Annotated in this window: 16 protein-coding genes and 1 tRNA gene; 10 read left to right on the forward strand and 7 right to left on the reverse strand. The window is 67.9% G+C overall.

Going from position 1 to position 15992, the window contains the following annotated elements; genetic code table 11:
* Positions 1-73: 73 nt before the first annotated feature.
* Positions 74-148 (forward strand) — tRNA-Met (locus tag NOW55_RS10910).
* Between the two features lie 217 nt (positions 149-365).
* Positions 366-869, forward strand: a complete 504-nt coding sequence (locus tag NOW55_RS10915) for an NUDIX domain-containing protein (RefSeq protein ID WP_256400121.1) — start codon at positions 366-368, stop codon at positions 867-869.
* On the opposite strand, the gene NOW55_RS10920 is transcribed toward NOW55_RS10915, so the two are convergent.
* From NOW55_RS10920 to NOW55_RS10930, 3 genes are read right to left on the reverse strand one after another with little or no spacing between them, the layout of a single operon-like run.
* Entirely contained in the window at positions 866-2269 is a 1404-nt protein-coding gene (locus tag NOW55_RS10920) for an ABC transporter ATP-binding protein (protein WP_256400122.1), read from the reverse strand. The genes NOW55_RS10915 and NOW55_RS10920 overlap by 4 nt on opposite strands.
* Entirely contained in the window at positions 2269-3372 is a 1104-nt protein-coding gene (locus tag NOW55_RS10925) for an ABC transporter ATP-binding protein (RefSeq protein ID WP_368407754.1), read from the reverse strand. Before NOW55_RS10925 ends, NOW55_RS10920 begins: the two co-directional genes overlap by 1 nt.
* 2 nt (positions 3373-3374) lie before the next feature.
* Complete coding sequence (locus NOW55_RS10930; protein ID WP_256400124.1) at positions 3375-4994, reverse strand: ABC transporter permease; 1620 nt, start codon at positions 4992-4994, stop codon at positions 3375-3377.
* A 300-nt stretch (positions 4995-5294) separates the two neighbouring features.
* Between NOW55_RS10930 and NOW55_RS10935 the strand changes: the two genes are divergently transcribed.
* Positions 5295-6254, forward strand: a complete 960-nt coding sequence (locus NOW55_RS10935; RefSeq protein WP_256400125.1) for an ABC transporter permease — start codon at positions 5295-5297, stop codon at positions 6252-6254.
* Here NOW55_RS10935 and hpt read toward each other — a convergent pair.
* From hpt to NOW55_RS10950, 3 genes are all read right to left on the reverse strand, one after another.
* Positions 6251-6820, reverse strand: coding sequence for a hypoxanthine/guanine phosphoribosyltransferase (hpt, locus tag NOW55_RS10940; protein WP_256400126.1), 570 nt, complete (start codon positions 6818-6820; stop codon positions 6251-6253). The two genes, NOW55_RS10935 and hpt, sit on opposite strands and share 4 nt — an antisense overlap.
* A 78-nt stretch (positions 6821-6898) precedes the next feature.
* Positions 6899-7360 carry a type IV pilin domain-containing protein gene (locus NOW55_RS10945; RefSeq protein WP_256400127.1) on the reverse strand — a complete coding sequence of 154 codons (462 nt, stop codon included), beginning with the start codon at positions 7358-7360 and terminating at the stop codon, positions 6899-6901.
* A gap of 120 nt (positions 7361-7480) precedes the next feature.
* Positions 7481-8068 (reverse strand): DUF7344 domain-containing protein, encoded by a 588-nt coding sequence (locus NOW55_RS10950; protein WP_256400128.1) that lies wholly within the window; start codon positions 8066-8068, stop codon positions 7481-7483.
* 278 nt (positions 8069-8346) lie between these two features.
* Here NOW55_RS10950 and mbhE point away from each other — a divergent pair, with 278 nt between their 5' ends.
* From mbhE to mnhG, 7 genes are read left to right on the forward strand one after another with little or no spacing between them, the layout of a single operon-like run.
* Positions 8347-10929: a hydrogen gas-evolving membrane-bound hydrogenase subunit E gene (gene mbhE / locus NOW55_RS10955; protein WP_256400129.1), complete on the forward strand. Its 2583-nt coding sequence runs from the start codon at positions 8347-8349 to the stop codon at positions 10927-10929.
* The gene (locus NOW55_RS10960; protein ID WP_256400130.1) at positions 10926-11447 is read left to right on the forward strand and encodes an MnhB domain-containing protein; all 522 of its coding nucleotides are present in this window, start codon (positions 10926-10928) and stop codon (positions 11445-11447) included. Before mbhE ends, NOW55_RS10960 begins: the two co-directional genes overlap by 4 nt.
* Positions 11444-11794: a sodium:proton antiporter gene (locus NOW55_RS10965; RefSeq protein WP_256400131.1), complete on the forward strand. Its 351-nt coding sequence runs from the start codon at positions 11444-11446 to the stop codon at positions 11792-11794. The genes NOW55_RS10960 and NOW55_RS10965 overlap by 4 nt, the downstream gene beginning before the upstream one ends.
* Positions 11784-13430 (forward strand): complex I subunit 5 family protein, encoded by a 1647-nt coding sequence (locus tag NOW55_RS10970; RefSeq protein WP_256400132.1) that lies wholly within the window; start codon positions 11784-11786, stop codon positions 13428-13430. Before NOW55_RS10965 ends, NOW55_RS10970 begins: the two co-directional genes overlap by 11 nt.
* Complete coding sequence (locus NOW55_RS10975; protein ID WP_256400133.1) at positions 13430-14095, forward strand: Na+/H+ antiporter subunit E; 666 nt, start codon at positions 13430-13432, stop codon at positions 14093-14095. The genes NOW55_RS10970 and NOW55_RS10975 overlap by 1 nt, the downstream gene beginning before the upstream one ends.
* A complete protein-coding gene (locus NOW55_RS10980) occupies positions 14088-14384 on the forward strand; it encodes an MrpF/PhaF family protein (protein WP_256400134.1) in 297 nt (98 codons plus the stop codon). The genes NOW55_RS10975 and NOW55_RS10980 overlap by 8 nt, the downstream gene beginning before the upstream one ends.
* Positions 14381-14752: a monovalent cation/H(+) antiporter subunit G gene (gene mnhG / locus NOW55_RS10985; RefSeq protein ID WP_256400135.1), complete on the forward strand. Its 372-nt coding sequence runs from the start codon at positions 14381-14383 to the stop codon at positions 14750-14752. The genes NOW55_RS10980 and mnhG overlap by 4 nt, the downstream gene beginning before the upstream one ends.
* Here mnhG and coaBC read toward each other — a convergent pair.
* Positions 14749-15975: a bifunctional phosphopantothenoylcysteine decarboxylase/phosphopantothenate--cysteine ligase CoaBC gene (gene coaBC / locus NOW55_RS10990; protein WP_256400136.1), complete on the reverse strand. Its 1227-nt coding sequence runs from the start codon at positions 15973-15975 to the stop codon at positions 14749-14751. The genes mnhG and coaBC overlap by 4 nt on opposite strands.
* Positions 15976-15992: the final 17 nt, after the last annotated feature.

A 15992-nucleotide genomic window follows, 5' to 3' on the forward strand; every position in this document is an offset into this window, starting at 1 on the left:
TCCCTGGTGGCACGAACCCGCATACGGCGACCCAAACACAACCCTTAACTAGTGGACCGGGTTACGTGGATGTAGCGGGATGGGATAGCCAGGAGATTCCGGCGGGCTCATAACCCGCAGATCGGTAGTTCAAATCTACCTCCCGCTACTTTCTGACGCGAACCAAACGAGGAGCGCAGCGACGAGTGTCGTGAGCGTCGAAAGTAGCCGGAGGAGGTCTGACCTGGGGAGCGGAACGGAGTGGCGCGACCGTGGTTCGAATCTACCGCCCGCGATCCGGCTTCTCCGATGGTTCTCACCGGGGCAACGAGTCGCTTCTCTCGCACACCAGAACGACTTTGCGGCCGCTCCCGTGACAGCCACCCATGGACGTGACTGACCCACGAGAGCGGTACGACGACCTGCTGACGGAGCGCCGTACGTGGGAGGTCGACGCGGAGACGTTCGCCGCGATGGACGACAACGAGGCGTTCACCGCGGGCTGGGTCACCATCGGCGTCGCGCTGGACGGCGACGGCCGGGTCCTGCTGGTGTACAACGCCGACGACGAGCAGTGGGTGGTCCCCGGCGGGAGCGTCAAGCCCGGTGAGACGCTTCCCGAGGCCCTCGTCAGGGAACTCGACGAGGAGACCGGGGTGCGGGTCGAGCCGGTGCGGCCTCACGCCGCGGTCGAGAACGTCATCGAGTACGAGGGGCGCACCCGCTCGTTCACGACGGTCGCGTTCGAGGCGGACCCGACGACAACCGCGGTCGGGGAGAACCTGGGCGAGGACGACGAGGCCATCGAACGCGCGGACTGGTTCGCGGAACTGCCGGAGGAGACGTTCGAGCGCGAGTTTGCGACACGGCTGCTCGAACGCGTCCGCTAGTCGTCGGCGACCTCGCTCGTCGCGGTCTCGACGGTCTCCGTGCCGTCGACGAGGTGGCAGGCGGCCACGTGGTCCTCGCTGGTCCGTTCGAGTTCGGGTGTCTCCCGCTCGCAGACCGTGGTGAACGTGTCCGAGAGCTGCTCGGCTGCGGCGTCGAGGTCGTCGTCGAGCACGCTGTCGACGGCGGCGGCGACGCTCTCCTCGGCTGTGGGGTCGTCGAGCCCGTCCGGGAGGTCGAATTCCGCGCGGAGCGCGCGCCGGCGGTCGTCGCGGTTGACGTCGCCGCTGTCCCCGTCGCGCTGATGGGCGCGGGCGAGCTCGGTCGCCCCCTCGGCGTCGACGTCGCCGCCCTCGACCTGATGGCGAAAGTCGAGCGCACAGCGGAACTGCTCCTGCGGGAGGTCGAGGTCGTCCGGCTGGATGACCTTCGGGCAGCGCGTGTGGAACCGACAGCCCGACGGCGGGTTCTCGGGGCTCGGCACGTCGCCGGTGAGCTCGATGCCGAGGCCGCGCTGGCGCGGGTCCGGCGTCGGGATGGACGCCAGGAGTGCCTGCGTGTAGGGGTGCTGGGGGTTGCGGAACAGCTCCTCGGTGGGGGCGACCTCGACGATCTCGCCGAGGTACATCACGGCGACGCGGTCGCAGATCTCGCGGATGACGCCCATGTCGTGGCTGATGAACAGCATCGACAGCCCGAACCGGTCCTGGAGGTCCCGCATCAGCGAGAGGATCTCGGACTGGATGGAGACGTCGAGCGCGGAGACCGGCTCGTCGGCGACGACGAACTCGGGGTTGACGACGAGCGCCCGGGCGAGGGCGACGCGCTGCTTCTGGCCGCCGGAGAACTCGTGGGGGTAGCGGTCGTAGTCGGCCGCGTCGAGGCCGACGCGGTCGAGCAGGTCCTCGGCGATCTCGCGGCGCTCCTCGGGGTCGTCGAGCCCGTGGATGAGCAGCGGTTCGGCAACGCTCTCCCCGACGGTCATCCGGGGGTCGAACGAGCTCGTCGGGTTCTGGAAGATCATCTGGGCCTTCCGGCGGAACCGCTTCAGCTGGGACTGCGAGAAGCCGACGACGTCGTTCGGGGCCCGCTCCTCGTCGTCGCCCCGGAGGTTCCGGAGCTTCTCCAGCGGGGTCTTCCGGTTGGTGTCCTCGGGCACCTCGCCGTGGTAGAGGACCTCGCCGTCGGTGGGCTCCTCCAGCCGGAGCAGCGAGGTCGCGGCGGTCGACTTGCCACAGCCGGACTCGCCGACGAGGCCGAGCGTCTCGCCCTCGTACAGCGTGAAGTCGATGCCGTCGACGGCCTTCACGCGACCGACCTCGCGGCGGAGGATACCTTTCGTGACCGGGTAGTGCTTCTTCAGACCACGGACCGAGAGCACCGGGTCGGCGGCCTCGTTCATCAGCTCTCACCTCCGTTCTCGTCGGCGCTGTCGAGGGATGCCTCGGCACCGTCGACGAGGCCGCCGTCGGCGTACGTCTCACCGCCGGCGTCGGAGTCGGACTCCCGGTCGGCGGGCGAGCGGACGACGGAGGCGTCGTAGCCCGCCTGGTAGTAGAGGCACGCTGCCTCGTGGTCGCCGCCGGAGACGGGGACGAGTGGCGGATGGTCGCCGGTCCGACAGTCGTCGATGGCGTGCGGGCATCGCTCGGCGAACCGACAGCCGGCCGGGGGGTCCTTCGGGTCGGGCAGCGTGCCCGGGATGCCGTCCGAACCGCCACCACGGCCGGGCAGGCAGTCGAGCAGGCCCTGCGTGTACGGGTGCGAGGGGTTCTCGAACACCTCGAACACGTCGCCGGACTCCATCACCTTCCCGGCGTACATGACGACGACGCGGTCGGCCACCTCGGCGACGACCCCGAGGTCGTGGGTGATGAGCAGGATGCCCATGTCGAGCTCGTCCTGCAGGTCACGCAGCAGGCGGAGGATCTGCGCCTGGATGGTCACGTCGAGTGCGGTCGTCGGCTCGTCGGCGATGAGCAGGTCCGGGTTGGCCGCGATGGCCATCGCGACGACGACGCGCTGTTTCTGTCCGCCGGAGAACTCGTGCGGGTAGTCGTCGTAGCGCTCGCCGGCCTTGGGGATGCCGACGCGGTCGAGCAGGTCGACCGCCCGTTCCCGGGCCGTGTCCTTCGAGACATCCTCGTGCAGGCGGATGGCCTCGGCGACCTGCCTGCCGACGGTGTAGACCGGGTTCAGCGAGCCCTGCGGGTTCTGGAAGACGTGGCCGATGCGGTCGCCCCGGATCTTCCGCAGACGCTTCTTCGAGAGCTGCAGCAGGTCGCGTTCCTCGAAGGTGACGCGGTCGGCCGTGACCCGGCCCGGTGGCTCCTTGACGAGTTTCGTGATGGACTCGCTGGTGACGGTCTTGCCCGAGCCAGACTCGCCGACGATGCAGACTGTTTCGCCGCGGTCGACGTCGAACGAGACGCCGTCGACCGCGTGGACCGTACCGGAGTCGGTGTCGAACGTGACTTCGAGGTCACGCACTTCGAGTAGCGGCATTGTCAATCACTCCTCGGGTCGAGTACGTCCCGGAGGGCGTCGCCGAGTACGCTGAACGAGAGGACCGTGACGGAGAGGACGACGACCGGGACGGTCGACATCCACCAGCCGTCGGGGATGAACTGGAGCGTGCTCGAGATGGTCTCGCCCCAGGACGGCAGCATGATGTTGTTCAGGGCGAGGAACGCGATCGCTGCCTCCGCCAGGATGAGGTTGGGTATCTGTCGGGTGACCGAGGTCAGGACGGTGTTCGAGACGTTCGGGAGGATGTGTCGGCCCATGATCCGCCAGTGGCCCGCACCTGCGCTCCGGGCCGCCGTCACGAAGTCCTCCTCGCGCCGCTGGATGACCTCCGAGCGGACGAGCCGGGCCGCGCCGGCCCACGAGAACAGCCCGAAGACGACGACGAGGACGAACAGGCTCCGCCCGAACACGTGGATGGTGATCATGTAGACGATGATGGCGGGCAACGTCTGCTGGATGTCGGTGTAGCTCATCAGCAGGTCGTCGACGACGCCGCCGACGTAGCCCGCGACCGTCCCGACGAGCGTCGCCAGCGGGACGATGAGCATCGAGCAGATGAGCGCCACCTGCAGCGAGACGCGCATCCCGCTGAACACGAGCGGAATGAGTCCCTGCCCGTAGCGGGCGGTCCCGAGCGGGTAGTCCCAGGTACCGTAACAGGTGGTTCCGCGCCCGGGGGCCTCCGCGTACGGCGGGCAGGAGGTCGAGCTGACGCCGCCCGCGATGGTGTCGAACTGCAGGAGGTCGTAGACGACGAGCTGGAGGAGCTCGATACCGACGACCAGCACCGCGCCGAACGCGACGACGACCACCGCGGTCGCACGCAGGTGCTCGAGACCGAACGAGCGGTCCGAAACGAGCGCCCAGCGGAGCCCCCACGCGACACCGACGACCGCCCCGATGCCCGCGGCGACTCTGAAGCTCGCCACCGAGAACACGTTGAACACCGTTCCGGCGAGCGTGAACGTGGCGAGGAACCCCAGCGCGAACCGGACGAGCACGCGGGCGATGTCACCGAAGGTGCCGAGCTCGCGATCCCGGCCCAGCCGGTCGAGCAGCGCCCAGGTTGCCAGCGCACAGAGCGAGCCGAGGACCAGCAGCGAGAACAGGTCGACACGGCCCAGCGGCGTCGCGAACGACACCGGCGGGCGCGAGGTCGCCGATATCTCGGGGTCCGGCTGGCCGACCAGTAGCGGGCCGAACACGCCGCCGAAGAAGAACAGCGTCACGTAGCCGAGTGCGAACGTCGCTGCCCGGTTGTTCGTCAGCTTGCCGAAGTACGCCTTCGTCCGGTCGAGGTCCTCGTACATCGGATAGAGCACGTAGAAGGCGAACACGAGCAGCGATACGAGGAACAGCCAGTCGATACCGCGGACGTCCCACGTGAACGGGTCTTCGATGCCCTCCGCGAGCCCGACGTTGTAGAACAGCGGGTCCGGTGCGGCGACGACGAAGTCGTACCACAGCGCCACCAGCACCCCCCCGAGACAGGCGAGAAACAGGAGCGACCGGCGACCAAACCCACCACTCGTCGGGTCGACCACGTCCCAGTCGACCTGTTCGAACCGTGCTCGGTCGTCGGCGTCACTCGTCGCCATCGGTTGGCCCCACCTGCTGTTCACAGCGTTCACGACGCCCAGATTCCATTCTGCTCAGTCCATTTACCGAGGTGGATTAAAAAGCTAGTAGTTGCACAAATCGAGGCTTTACATATCTCCTGCGTCTCGTCGTGCGGTTTCCGTCGATTCGATGGGCCGTTCCCCCCGTATTTATTAGCTCTGCTCCGACAGTCCCGGTCGAATGGTACGACAGGGTCACGGGTCGGTGGTGCGACCGTGAGCATGGTCCGGCGGCTGGTACGGCGGAGTGTTTTCGCGGTCGTCTCCGCGTACATCGTCATGACGGCAGCGTTCGCGGTCATCGCGTTCACGAACGACCCGAACGTGGGTCCAGTCGCACGGGCCGCTGCGAAACGCGGACAGAACATCACGCAGGCCGTCGAGGCGTACCGGGTGGCACGGAACCTGAACGACCCGGTCCTCCAGCGCTACGTGAAGTGGATGGTGAACATCTCCACCGGCGATTGGGGGCTCTCCTACTCGACCGGCCAGCCGGTGCTGACCGCGATCCGGAACAGCATGAAGTACACGCTGTTCTACCTCGTCCCCTCGGTCGCCATCGCGACCGTGATGGGAATCAGCTTCGGGCTGTTCTCGGCGTTCAGACAGCACTCGTTCAGCGACCGGCTCGTCACCGCCGTCGCCTATCTCGGTCTCGGCATCCCGAACTTCTGGCTGGCGACCGTGCTGTTCAGTGCGACCGTCATGGAGCACCAGACCATCCAGTTCCCGAAGCTCCCCCTCGAGTCGTCGCTGCTCTGGTCGTTCGACTTCACGCTCCTGTACGGGTTCGTCCCGTGGATCGACTTCAACACGACGCAGGCGTTCTTCACGCTCCCGATTATCGTGCTCACGACCGCGCTGCTCGCCGGTCAGCTGCGCTACACACGCTCGGAGTCGCTCGAGTACATGGACATGGAGTTCGTGAAGATCGCCCGTGCGAAGGGTGCCGGCCCGTTCCGCGTCGCCCGCCACGTCCTCCGGAACGCCGCCATCCCCCTGCTCTCGCTCTTTCTCACCGAGATGCTCAGCGTCCTCGTCCTCGGCATCCTCGTCATCGAGGAGGTGTTCAACATCCCCGGCTTCGGCAGCCTCATGCTCCGGGCGGTCGGGGCCCGCGACATGCCACTCATCCTCGGGGTGACGATGGTCGTCGCGTTCATCGGCATCGTCGGGAACTTCCTGCAGGACGTGGCCTACACGGTGCTCGACCCGCGCGTCGGGAGCGAAACCGACTAGCCGTCGCCGTCCTCGTCGACGATGACGACCTCGCCGTCGATCACGTCGACGTTGATGAGCGTCTTCACGCTGTAGGGCGACTCCTCGACCTTGTTCTCGCCGCCGACTTTCTTGATGACCGCGACCGAGTCAACGACGTCCGCGCCGATCTCGTCGAGCGCGCCGAGCACCGCCGCCAGCGTCCCACCCGTCGAGAGCACGTCGTCGAGCACGAGCACGCGGTCGCCCGCGTCGACGTCGTTGATGAACATCTCGTTCTCCGAGTAGCCGGTCTGCTGGGCGAGCGACACCTCGCCGTCCAGTCCGTACTCGCGCTTTCGGATGACCGTCAACGGGATGTCCGTCATCAGGGACACCGCCGTCGAGATGTGGATGCCCATCGCTGCCGGTGTGACGATCTTGTCGACGTCCTCCAGGTCCGCCTTCCGGATGATGCGGATGACGATCTCCCGGAGCAGTCTGGGGTCCAGCTGCGGCACGCCGTCGCTTATCGGGTGGACGAAGTAGTGGTAGCCGTCTTTCTCGATGATGGGCGCATCGCGCAGGGACTGGCTGAGTCTGTCCATGTCGTAGCTACACGAAGCAGCAATAAAAGGTGGCGATTGCGACCGGTCCTCGGGCCGGTCTCCCGAGATATCGCCGCCTCAGCCGACCTGCTGTTCGGCGAGGATGGCGGACTGCTCGCCCTTCTGCCAGACGATCCGGATGGTGTCACCGACGGCGACCGTGCTCGGATCCATTTCGAGGGTGAGGCTGTCGCCACCTTCGAGTCCGTCGGCCCACTCGTCGGGCCCGACGATGTTGTAATCGGACCTGTTGCTTCCGGCTTCCCAGGCGATCTCGCCGTCGACGTAGACGGTGACGTACTGCGCCTCGACCGGGTTGCCACCCTCCTGCGTGAGCGTCATCGTCTCTGCGCCGGTACCGTCGACGTCGAAATCGTAGTCGACGACCGCGTTGGGCGTCTTTTCGGTCACCTGCGACCCGATATCCAGCACGAACACGGCGACCGATGCGGACAGCACGACGGTCAGCGCGACGATGAGGACGACGCCGATGACGGGCGACAGCGCCTCCTCATCCGCCAGCATCCCCCTGAAGTTCATCGGACTGAAGTTGTCGGTGGGCCGTGATAAGCCGAGTGGCCAACTGCCGTGGACACGAACCGGTGAGACAGTCGCCCACGGGTGGCGTTCTCGAAGCGACCGGGACGGGGTAGGCGGTCCTTACTCGAAGTCCAGCTCGGGCGGGACCTCCAGATCGCCGAGGCGCATGTTGCGCTCGTAGTAGATGTGGACCGAGGCCGAGACCGTCAACGTCAGCGCGATGAGCGTCGCCCAGGCGACGTCGGGGAAGAGCGTGAACGGATAGACCCCGCCCCAGATCACGGCACAGAGCGCGGTGCTGACCGCGCCGAGCGAAAGGTAGTACTCGCGCCAGGGCAGCTCGCTCCCGGGGACGATCTCGAGGTAGATGGAGAGGTCCTGCGTACGCGGCGTCGGCTGGATGAGTCCAGCTTCGGAGTCGTAGTCGACGATGTGTGCCTCCGCCATCCGCGGGAGGTGTGTCTGCTGGAGCGTCGTGTACACCCGTTTTCGCTGCTCGGAGCTCACCTCGTCGCAGGGGGTGCGGTACTCCCAGGACGCGACCTGTGTCGCCAGGTCCCCGAGCTCGACTGGCTCGCCCTTGCGCTTGAGGTACTGCAGGACGAAGCGTCGGCGCTGGTTCCGGAGGACGTCGAAGATCTCGCCCTTCGACAGGCCGCCGTCTGTCAGGGCGGTCGCGTCCTCGGTCGTGGCGGAATCCTCAGGCATTGGTATGCGGATCTCGTGCCGAACCTCGGAGCGGTCGTGAGTCGTCGCCTCCGCCGTACATCCTACCCTACCGTGTAACCGGAGCGTACATAACGTTTCGTACTCCCCGGCCGGTGACGTGCGAGGGGCGATGCCCGGTGCTGGTTTCACACGTCTCCGAGCTGGTTTTGCGACCTCGCACACCTGCCAGTCAGATGATGCAACACGAACGCCCGTCCCTGCCTGTCTAACCCATTTGAGAACTCTTAAGGCCCGCATTTCGTTCTACTCGACTAGCAATGACACCGGACCTCTGGGTCCTCCTCGCCCTCGTGGGACTGCCGTTCCTCGGGGCCGCGGCGGTGCCCCTCGTCTATCGCGTCCTCGGGGAGCGCACGGCGTACTTCGCGGCGCTGGTCGCACTCGCCTGCCTGGGCCTCGTCGGACTGCTGTACGGTACACACGGGGCACGGTCCGTCGAGTGGATTCCGTCGCTCGGCATCGAACTGCGGTTCTACGTGGACGGGCTCGCGCTGCTCATCGCCACGCTGGCCAGCGGTGTGGGCGTCTGTATCCTCACCTACTCCGGCGGCTACATGCACGGCGAGCCGGGGCAGCCGAAGTACTACGCGACGCTGCTCGCGTTCATGGGCTCGATGCTTGGCGTCGCACTGGCCGCCGACCTCATCACGTTGTTCCTGTTCTGGGAGCTGACCAGCCTCACCTCGTTCCTGCTCATCGGCCACTACACCACGGAGTCGTCGTCGCAGTACGCCGCCCGGAAGTCGATGCTCATCACGGTCGCAGGGGGGCTGTTCATGCTCGTCGGCTTCGTCCTGCTGCACGCGGTGAGCGCCGACGCGCTCGGCACGGCGACCTGGGCGCTCGCGGGCGAGGGCTCGATGCTGGAGAACGCCGGCGCGATGCGGGAGGCGCTCGAATCCGAGGGCCTGCTCGTGGTCGTCCTCGCCCTGCTGGGCATCGGCGCGGCCGCTAAGTCCGCACAGGTGCCGCTGCACATCTGGCTGCCGAACGCGATGGAGGCCCCGACGCCGGTCTCGGCGTTCCTCCACTCCGCGACGATGGTCAAGGCCGGCGTCTACCTCGTCGGCCGTTTCCGGCCGCTGTTCCTCCCGGCGGATGCACACCCGGGCAGCCTCGAACTCTGGACGGTCGGTTTCGCAGCGCTCGGCATGTTGACGATGACCGTCACGGCCATCCTCGCGGTCGCCGCGACCGACATCAAGGAGCTCCTCGCGTACTCGACGGCCTCCCATCTGGGGCTCATCATCGCGGGCTTCGGCTTCGCGGGCCACCTCGGCGCGGAGACCGGAGGGTTCCACATCCTGAACCACGCGCTGTTCAAGGCGACGCTGTTCCTCGTCGCTGGCATCATCGCCCACGAGGCCGGGACACGCAAGATAGCGGAACTCGGCGGCCTGCGCGAGGACCTGCCAATCACGGCGGGCATCGCGGCCGTCGCCTCCCTCGGCATGGCGGGCGTCCCGCCGTTCAACGGCTTCTACTCGAAGGAGTTCCTCTTCCATGCGGCCTGGGAGACGGGCGCGGCCTCGGGCGGGCTCTACTACCTGATTCCGGTCGTCGCCGTCTTCGGGAGCGTCTTCACGTTCCTCTACTCCATCCGCTTCCTGATGCTGTTCTTCGGGGAGAAGCCCGACGAACTGGGACACGTCCACTCCCCGCCGGTCGCGATGCTCGCCCCGCCCGCGCTGCTCGCGACGCTCGCGGGTATCGTCGGCATCGGTGGCATCACGGGGACGTTCGACGTGCCCCTCGGCCCGCTCGAGGAGTTCGTCGGGGGCGTCATCCACGCGGTCGAGCCCGCGGGGGTCGAGGAGGCGTCGTTCCACTACTACCTGCCGACGACGGTGACGCCGTGGGCCATCATGAGCGCGCTCACCATCGCCATCGGCGCGGCGCTCTACCCGCAGTACGACCGGCTGCACGAGGGCATCCGGTCGCTCCTGCGCGGGCCGGTCCGGGCGAACTGGTGGTACGACACCGCCACCGAGGAGCTGAACCCGACAAGTACGGCGGTCCGTGACCGGGCCCAGAACGGCCTGTTGCGCACCTACGCGACGTGGGTCGCCGCCGCGTTCGTCGTCCTCACCTTCGCGGGCTACCTCGCGACGAGCGTCAGGATTCCGGTTCCGTCGGAGCCCGCGACCTACCTGCCGCTGACGCTGACTGTCGTCGTGCTCGTCGCGGCCGTGACGGTGTTCGGCGACGTGTCGCTGCGCGTCGCCACCGCCGTCGCGGGCGTGCTCTCCGTGGTCGCACTCGGCGTGTTCGCCTGGGCCATCTTCGGCCTCGGTCTCACACCGACGGAGCTTGCGACCCAGCCGCCCATCGTGTTCGTGCTCGCGCTGGCGGCCGTCGCCGGCATCGCCGTCTCGCGTGCACCCTCGCACGTGGCCGGCGTGCTGACGCTTTCGATCCTCGGGTTCATGGTCGCCATCTTCTACATCCTGCGCGACGCGCCTGACCTCGCGCTGACCCAGCTCGTCGTCGAGACGCTCCTGCTCGTCATCTTCCTGCTCGTCCTCAACAAGCTCCCGGCGTTCTACGGGGGCTGGGACCGGGGTCGGATGACCAGGGACGGCGTCCTCTCGCTCGCGGTCGGCGCGGTCGTCACGACGACCGTGCTCGTCACGACAGCCGGCGGCCCGAACGAGGACTCCGTCATCGCGAAGGGCCTCGCCGAGGCCTCGTACCCCGAGGCCGGCGGGAACAACATCGTGAACGTCATCCTCGTCGACTTCCGGGCGTTCGACACGCTCGGCGAGATAGCAGTCGTCTCGATGGCCGCGCTCTCTATCGTCACGCTCATCGCCCTCCGGGAACGAGGTGAGACGAGATGAGCTACGGCGACGACACGACGGTCATCGCACGGACGGTCGCGCGCATCACGCTCCCGCTCGTGCTCGTGGTCGCCATCGCGCTGCTGTTCCAGGGGCACAACCTGCCCGGCGGTGGGTTCATCGCCGGCGTGCTCACGGCGGCCGCGTTCGCGCTGGTGTACATCGTCTTCGGGATGCAGTACGTCCAGGAGACCATCTTCGGCGAAGAGTACGACCCCGACGGGAGCGTCGCCGGCCCGGCGGTCGTCGACCGCTACCGGACGCTGTTCGCGGTCGGCCTCGCGGTCGCCACCGGCACCGGGCTCGGCGCGATGGCGTTCGGGAAGCCGTTCCTGACCCACACCGACGAGGTGGTGGAACCGTCGACGAGCTACGTCGCCTGGATCCCGGGTGCCGACTTCATCTTCGGGACGCTGTTCGAGTTCCACTGGGCGACGGCGTTCCTGTTCGACATCGGCGTCTACTTCGTGGTCGTCGGTGGCCTGCTCGCGATCCTCGCGGTGGTGGGAGGCGAATGACGGAGTTCGTCCTCGCCCTCGTGCTCGGCCTGCTGTTCGCGCTCGGGACGTTCCTCGTCCTGCGCCGCGACGTGGTCCGGGTGGTCTGGGGCGTCTCCATCATCTCGCAGGCCGCCAACGTCTATCTGGTCACGATGGGGCTGCTCGACGGCGCGGTGCCCGTCCTCGACGGCCACGGCGAGGGTGCCGGGGCCGTGACGGACCCGCTCGTACAGGCGCTCGTCCTGACCGCCATCGTCATCGGCTTCGGGACCACGGCGTTCGCCCTCGTGCTCACCTACCGGGTGTACGAGGAGCACGGCACCATCGACCTGCTCGAACTCGGAGGTGAGACCGATGGCAACTGAACAGCTCGTCGTCGCACCGCTGCTCGTCGCGCTCGTGACGGCCATCCTGACGCTGGTCGTCCACCAGTACACCCGCGTCCAGCAGGTCGTCAGCGGGCTCGGCGGCATCGCCTACCTCGGTGCCGTCGCGATGCTGGTCCAGCGGGTGCGGTCCGGCGCGGGCTCACACGGCGTCGAGGGCGTCCTCACCTACCAGCTCTCGGACTGGGGGGCACCCTTCGGCATCGCGCTGGTCGCCGACGACCTCTCGGCGTTCATGCTCGCGCTCACCGCCGTCGTGAGCCTGGTCGCGCTCGCGTTCTCCATGCGCTACATCGACGAGGCCGGTCAGCGCGTCTCCTACCACCCACTGTACCACTTCATGCTCGTGGGCGTGACGGGGTCGTTCCTCACCGGCGACATCTTCAACCTGTTCGTCTGGTTCGAGGTCATGCTGATGTCGAGCTACGTGCTCGTCGTGTTCTACTCCGGACCGCGCCACACGAAGGCGGCGCTCCAGTACGTCGTGCTCAACCTCGTCGGGAGCGCGCTCATGCTGCTGGCCATCGGGGGGCTCTACTCGACGACGGGCACGCTGAACATGGCTGACATGGCCCGCCGGCTGGCCGACCCTGCGAGCTTCGGAATCACGCTCGCCCCGGTGCTCGGCCTCTCGGCGGTGCTGTTCGTCGTGTTCGCGCTGAAGGCGGGCATCGTCCCGTTCCAGTGGTGGGTGCCCGCGGCGTACCGCGCCGCACCCGCCCCGGTCTCGGCGATGCTCGCGGGCGTCGTGAAGAAGGTCGGCATCTACGCCATCATCCGGCTCTACTTCACGGTGTTCGCCAACGCCGCGCCGATGGACCTCTCGTTGCCCGGCCTCGCTGGCGAGTCCACGCTCGCGTTCTTCGGGCCCGTGCTGTTCATCATGGGTGCGGCGAGCATCGTCCTCGGCGGCGTCGCCGCGGTGAACCGCGACGACATCGACAACCTGCTCGCGTACTCCAGCATCGGCCAGGTCGGCTTCATCGTCATCGGGCTGGCGTTCGCGGCCGGCGGGGTCGTCGCCGGCTGGCAGGCGCCCGACCCCTACGGCTCGGTCGCGGTGCTCGGGCTGGCGGCCGCACTCGTCTACTCGCTGAACCACGCGCTGGCGAAGGCCGCGCTGTTCCTCGCCAGCGGCGCGGTGTACGAGTCCGTCGGCACCATCGAGTTCGACGAGCTCGGCGGGCTGGCCGGCCGCATGCCGCTGCTCTCGACTGGCTTCTTCGTCGCCGCGCTCAGCCTCGTCGGGGTCCCGCCGCTTTTGGGCTTCTTCGGGAAGTTCCTCGTCTTCGACGCGGCGGTCAACGCCGGCTCGAACCTCGGCATCGGGGTCGCGCTGCTCGGTGCCATCCTCACCATCGCCTACGTCACCCGCGCCTGGAACCGCGGCTTCTGGGGCGAGCGCACTGAAGCCGTCGAGCAGGCGACACCGCAGTACGGGCTGTTCGCGACGGTGCTCGTGCTCGCGGTCGTCGCGCTCGCGGTCGGCGTCGCGTTCGACCCGGTTGTCGACGCGGCCATCGACGCCGCCGAGGCCGCGCTCGGCACGGACAGCTACATCGAGGCGGTCGGGCTGGAGGACAGCCTCACCGGCGGCGACGGAGGTGGGCACTGATGACAGGAGACCAGGCGACGGGCGTCGAGGAAGCGGCCGAGACGGACACCGAGACGTACGACCTCAAGGACGACGGGGGTGAACGCGCGCGGAAGTGGCCCGCAATCGGCGTCGCGCTCGCCGTCCTCTGGCTGTTCGTCCGGGGCGTCCACTTCATCGAAGAACCCGGCCTCGCGGCCGGCGAGTTCATCATCGGGCTCGCGGTCGGGCTCCCCATCGCCTACGGCATCCGCGGCATCTACGCGCCGACGTACGGCCTCCGGCGCTCGCTGTCGATACTCCCGGCGGCGGCCGTCTACATCGGCCTGTTCCTCTGGGAGCTGGTCACCGCGAACGTCGACGTCGCCAGACGTGTGCTCCTGCCGTGGGTCACGATCGACCCGGACGTCATCGAGGTACCGCTACGCGTCGAGTCGGACATCGCCATCACCACCATCGCGAACTCCATCACGCTCACCCCCGGCACGCTCACCATGGACTACGACGAAGACCGCAACTCGCTGTTCGTCCACACGCTCGCCGCGACCGACGATGCGTCGGTCGTCGAACCCATCCGGCGGTGGGAGGACTACGCGCTCGTCATCTTCGACGAGCGCCTCTCGCCGGGCTCGCCGGTGCCGGAGCCTGCCAGTCCGGACCCCGACGGAGGTGAGGACGATGCTTGACCTCGCCAACGCCCCCTGGTGGTTCGTCGCGAGCCTGAACCTCGGTCTGTTCGTGGCCAGCGCGGTCACGCTGCTGTGTGCCTACCGGGTCGTCCGGGGGCCGACGACGCCCGACCGGGTCGTCGCGCTCGACACCATCGGGACCAACGTCGTCGCCATCGCCGTGCTCTGGGCGATGATCCGCGCCCGCGGCCTGTTCGTCGACGTGAGCCTCGTGCTCGCCATCATCGGCTTCGTCAGCACCATCGCTGTCGCACGCTACGTCACGGAAGGTGACATCATCGAATGACGCTCATAGAGACAATCCAGTACGCCGCAGTCGCAGGGTTCGTGCTCGTGGGCAGCTTCTTCCTGCTCGTCGGGACCATCGGGCTCATCCGCTTCCCGAACGTCTACAATCGCCTGCACGCGACCAGCAAGGCGACGACCCTCGGTGCAGCGTCGATGTTCCTCGCCGGCTTCGTCTACTTCGACGGGCAGGGCGTCGCCCTGGAGACGCTCGTCGCCATCGTCTTCCTGTTCCTCACCGCGCCGACCGGCGGCCACCTCATCTCGCGGTCCGCCCGGAAGATGGGCGTCGACTTCACCGACGATGTCGAGTGGCCGCTGTCCGGCGCTGGTATCGACCGCGGTGAGGCCGAGGAGCCGGACGACTAGAGCGTCGCGGCGAGCGCCCGCGCGACCTCCCGTCCGAGTGCCGACTTCTCGCCGTCGAACTCGGAGTAGCCTTCCTCGTGGACGAGCAGCGCGCGGCTCGACGCCGAACCCATGACGCTCGCGTCGTTGGCGACGACGAACGCCAGTCCGGCCCGCTCTGCCGTCTCCCGCGCGGCCGCGACCATCGCCTCGTCGTCGCCGCTCGTCTCCGTCTTGAAGCCGACCATCCGGAGGTCGGGATGTTCCGCACGCACCGCGTCGAGTAGCTTCTCCGTCGGTGACAGGGACAGGGATAGCTCGTCCTGTCCCGAGCGTATCTTCTCGTCGGCGGGGTCGACGGTGTAGTCGCCGATGGCGGCGACGGAGACGAGAGCATCGGCCGCGGTCCCGTTGTGGTCGTCTCCCTCGCCACCATCACCGTCGACCGCCGACAGCGCCGCTGCCGTCATCTCGGCCGCGCTCTCGACGCTCACGAGGGTAGCGTAGGGAACCTCCTCGACGGCTTCGCCCGCGGTCAGCTGGTGCGGGCCGACCGCGCCGTGGACCAACGTCACGTCAGCGCCGAGGACGTAGCAGGCCCGAGCGACCGCTCGGCCCATCCGCCCCGAGGAACGGTTCGTCAGCACGCGCACGGGGTCGATGGCCTCGACGGTCGCGCCGCTGGTGACCACGACGTGTCGGTCGTCCAGGGGTGCGTCGCCGGTCGCGCGGGCGACGCCGAGCGCGATGGCGTCCTCCGTCGCTATCTTCGCCTTGCCCTCCTCGACGCGCGGGTCGACGAAGTGGACGCCCCACGAGCGCAGGGTGTCCATCGCCGCCAGCACGCCCGGGTGGTCGTACATCGGTTCGTGCATCGCCGGTGCGACGACGACGGGTACGTCGGCCCCGAGCGCGGTCGTCGCACACGTCGTGACGGGCGTGTCGTCGACCGCCGAGGCGATCTTCCCGACCGTGTTCGCCGTCGCCGGCGCGACCAGGAGGACGTCCGCCCAGCCCTCGCGGCCGCAGAGCTCGACGTGCTCGACCTTCCCGGTTATCTCGGTGACCACGTCGTGCTCCGTGGCGAACTCGACCGCCCAGGGGTGGATGATGCCCTCCGCGCTGTGTGTCATCACGGCGCGGACGGACGCCCCGCGGCGGCGCAGCTCGTGGGCCAACTCGACCGTCTTGACGGCGGCTATCGACCCCGTGATTCCCAGGGCGACGTTCACTCCGTCGAGCATAGCCCCGGCTTCGTGGC

Source organism: Haloarchaeobius litoreus (genome assembly GCF_024495425.1).
Taxonomy (GTDB): domain Archaea; phylum Halobacteriota; class Halobacteria; order Halobacteriales; family Natrialbaceae; genus Haloarchaeobius; species Haloarchaeobius litoreus.

What these genes read in the sequence shown, in the direction of transcription:
- NOW55_RS10915 (WP_256400121.1), top strand. Translation starts at nt 366, where the DNA reads ATGGACGTGACTGACCCACGAGAGCGGTACGACGACCTGCTGACGGAG.
- NOW55_RS10920 (WP_256400122.1), bottom strand. Translation starts at nt 2,269, where the DNA reads ATGAACGAGGCCGCCGACCCGGTGCTCTCGGTCCGTGGTCTGAAGAAG.
- NOW55_RS10925 (WP_368407754.1), bottom strand. Translation starts at nt 3,372, where the DNA reads ATGCCGCTACTCGAAGTGCGTGACCTCGAAGTCACGTTCGACACCGAC.
- NOW55_RS10930 (WP_256400124.1), bottom strand. Translation starts at nt 4,994, where the DNA reads ATGGCGACGAGTGACGCCGACGACCGAGCACGGTTCGAACAGGTCGAC.
- NOW55_RS10935 (WP_256400125.1), top strand. Translation starts at nt 5,295, where the DNA reads ATGACGGCAGCGTTCGCGGTCATCGCGTTCACGAACGACCCGAACGTG.
- hpt (WP_256400126.1), bottom strand. Translation starts at nt 6,820, where the DNA reads ATGGACAGACTCAGCCAGTCCCTGCGCGATGCGCCCATCATCGAGAAA.
- NOW55_RS10945 (WP_256400127.1), bottom strand. Translation starts at nt 7,360, where the DNA reads ATGAACTTCAGGGGGATGCTGGCGGATGAGGAGGCGCTGTCGCCCGTC.
- NOW55_RS10950 (WP_256400128.1), bottom strand. Translation starts at nt 8,068, where the DNA reads ATGCCTGAGGATTCCGCCACGACCGAGGACGCGACCGCCCTGACAGAC.
- mbhE (WP_256400129.1), top strand. Translation starts at nt 8,347, where the DNA reads ATGACACCGGACCTCTGGGTCCTCCTCGCCCTCGTGGGACTGCCGTTC.
- NOW55_RS10960 (WP_256400130.1), top strand. Translation starts at nt 10,926, where the DNA reads ATGAGCTACGGCGACGACACGACGGTCATCGCACGGACGGTCGCGCGC.
- NOW55_RS10965 (WP_256400131.1), top strand. Translation starts at nt 11,444, where the DNA reads ATGACGGAGTTCGTCCTCGCCCTCGTGCTCGGCCTGCTGTTCGCGCTC.
- NOW55_RS10970 (WP_256400132.1), top strand. Translation starts at nt 11,784, where the DNA reads ATGGCAACTGAACAGCTCGTCGTCGCACCGCTGCTCGTCGCGCTCGTG.
- NOW55_RS10975 (WP_256400133.1), top strand. Translation starts at nt 13,430, where the DNA reads ATGACAGGAGACCAGGCGACGGGCGTCGAGGAAGCGGCCGAGACGGAC.
- NOW55_RS10980 (WP_256400134.1), top strand. Translation starts at nt 14,088, where the DNA reads ATGCTTGACCTCGCCAACGCCCCCTGGTGGTTCGTCGCGAGCCTGAAC.
- mnhG (WP_256400135.1), top strand. Translation starts at nt 14,381, where the DNA reads ATGACGCTCATAGAGACAATCCAGTACGCCGCAGTCGCAGGGTTCGTG.
- coaBC (WP_256400136.1), bottom strand. Translation starts at nt 15,975, where the DNA reads ATGCTCGACGGAGTGAACGTCGCCCTGGGAATCACGGGGTCGATAGCC.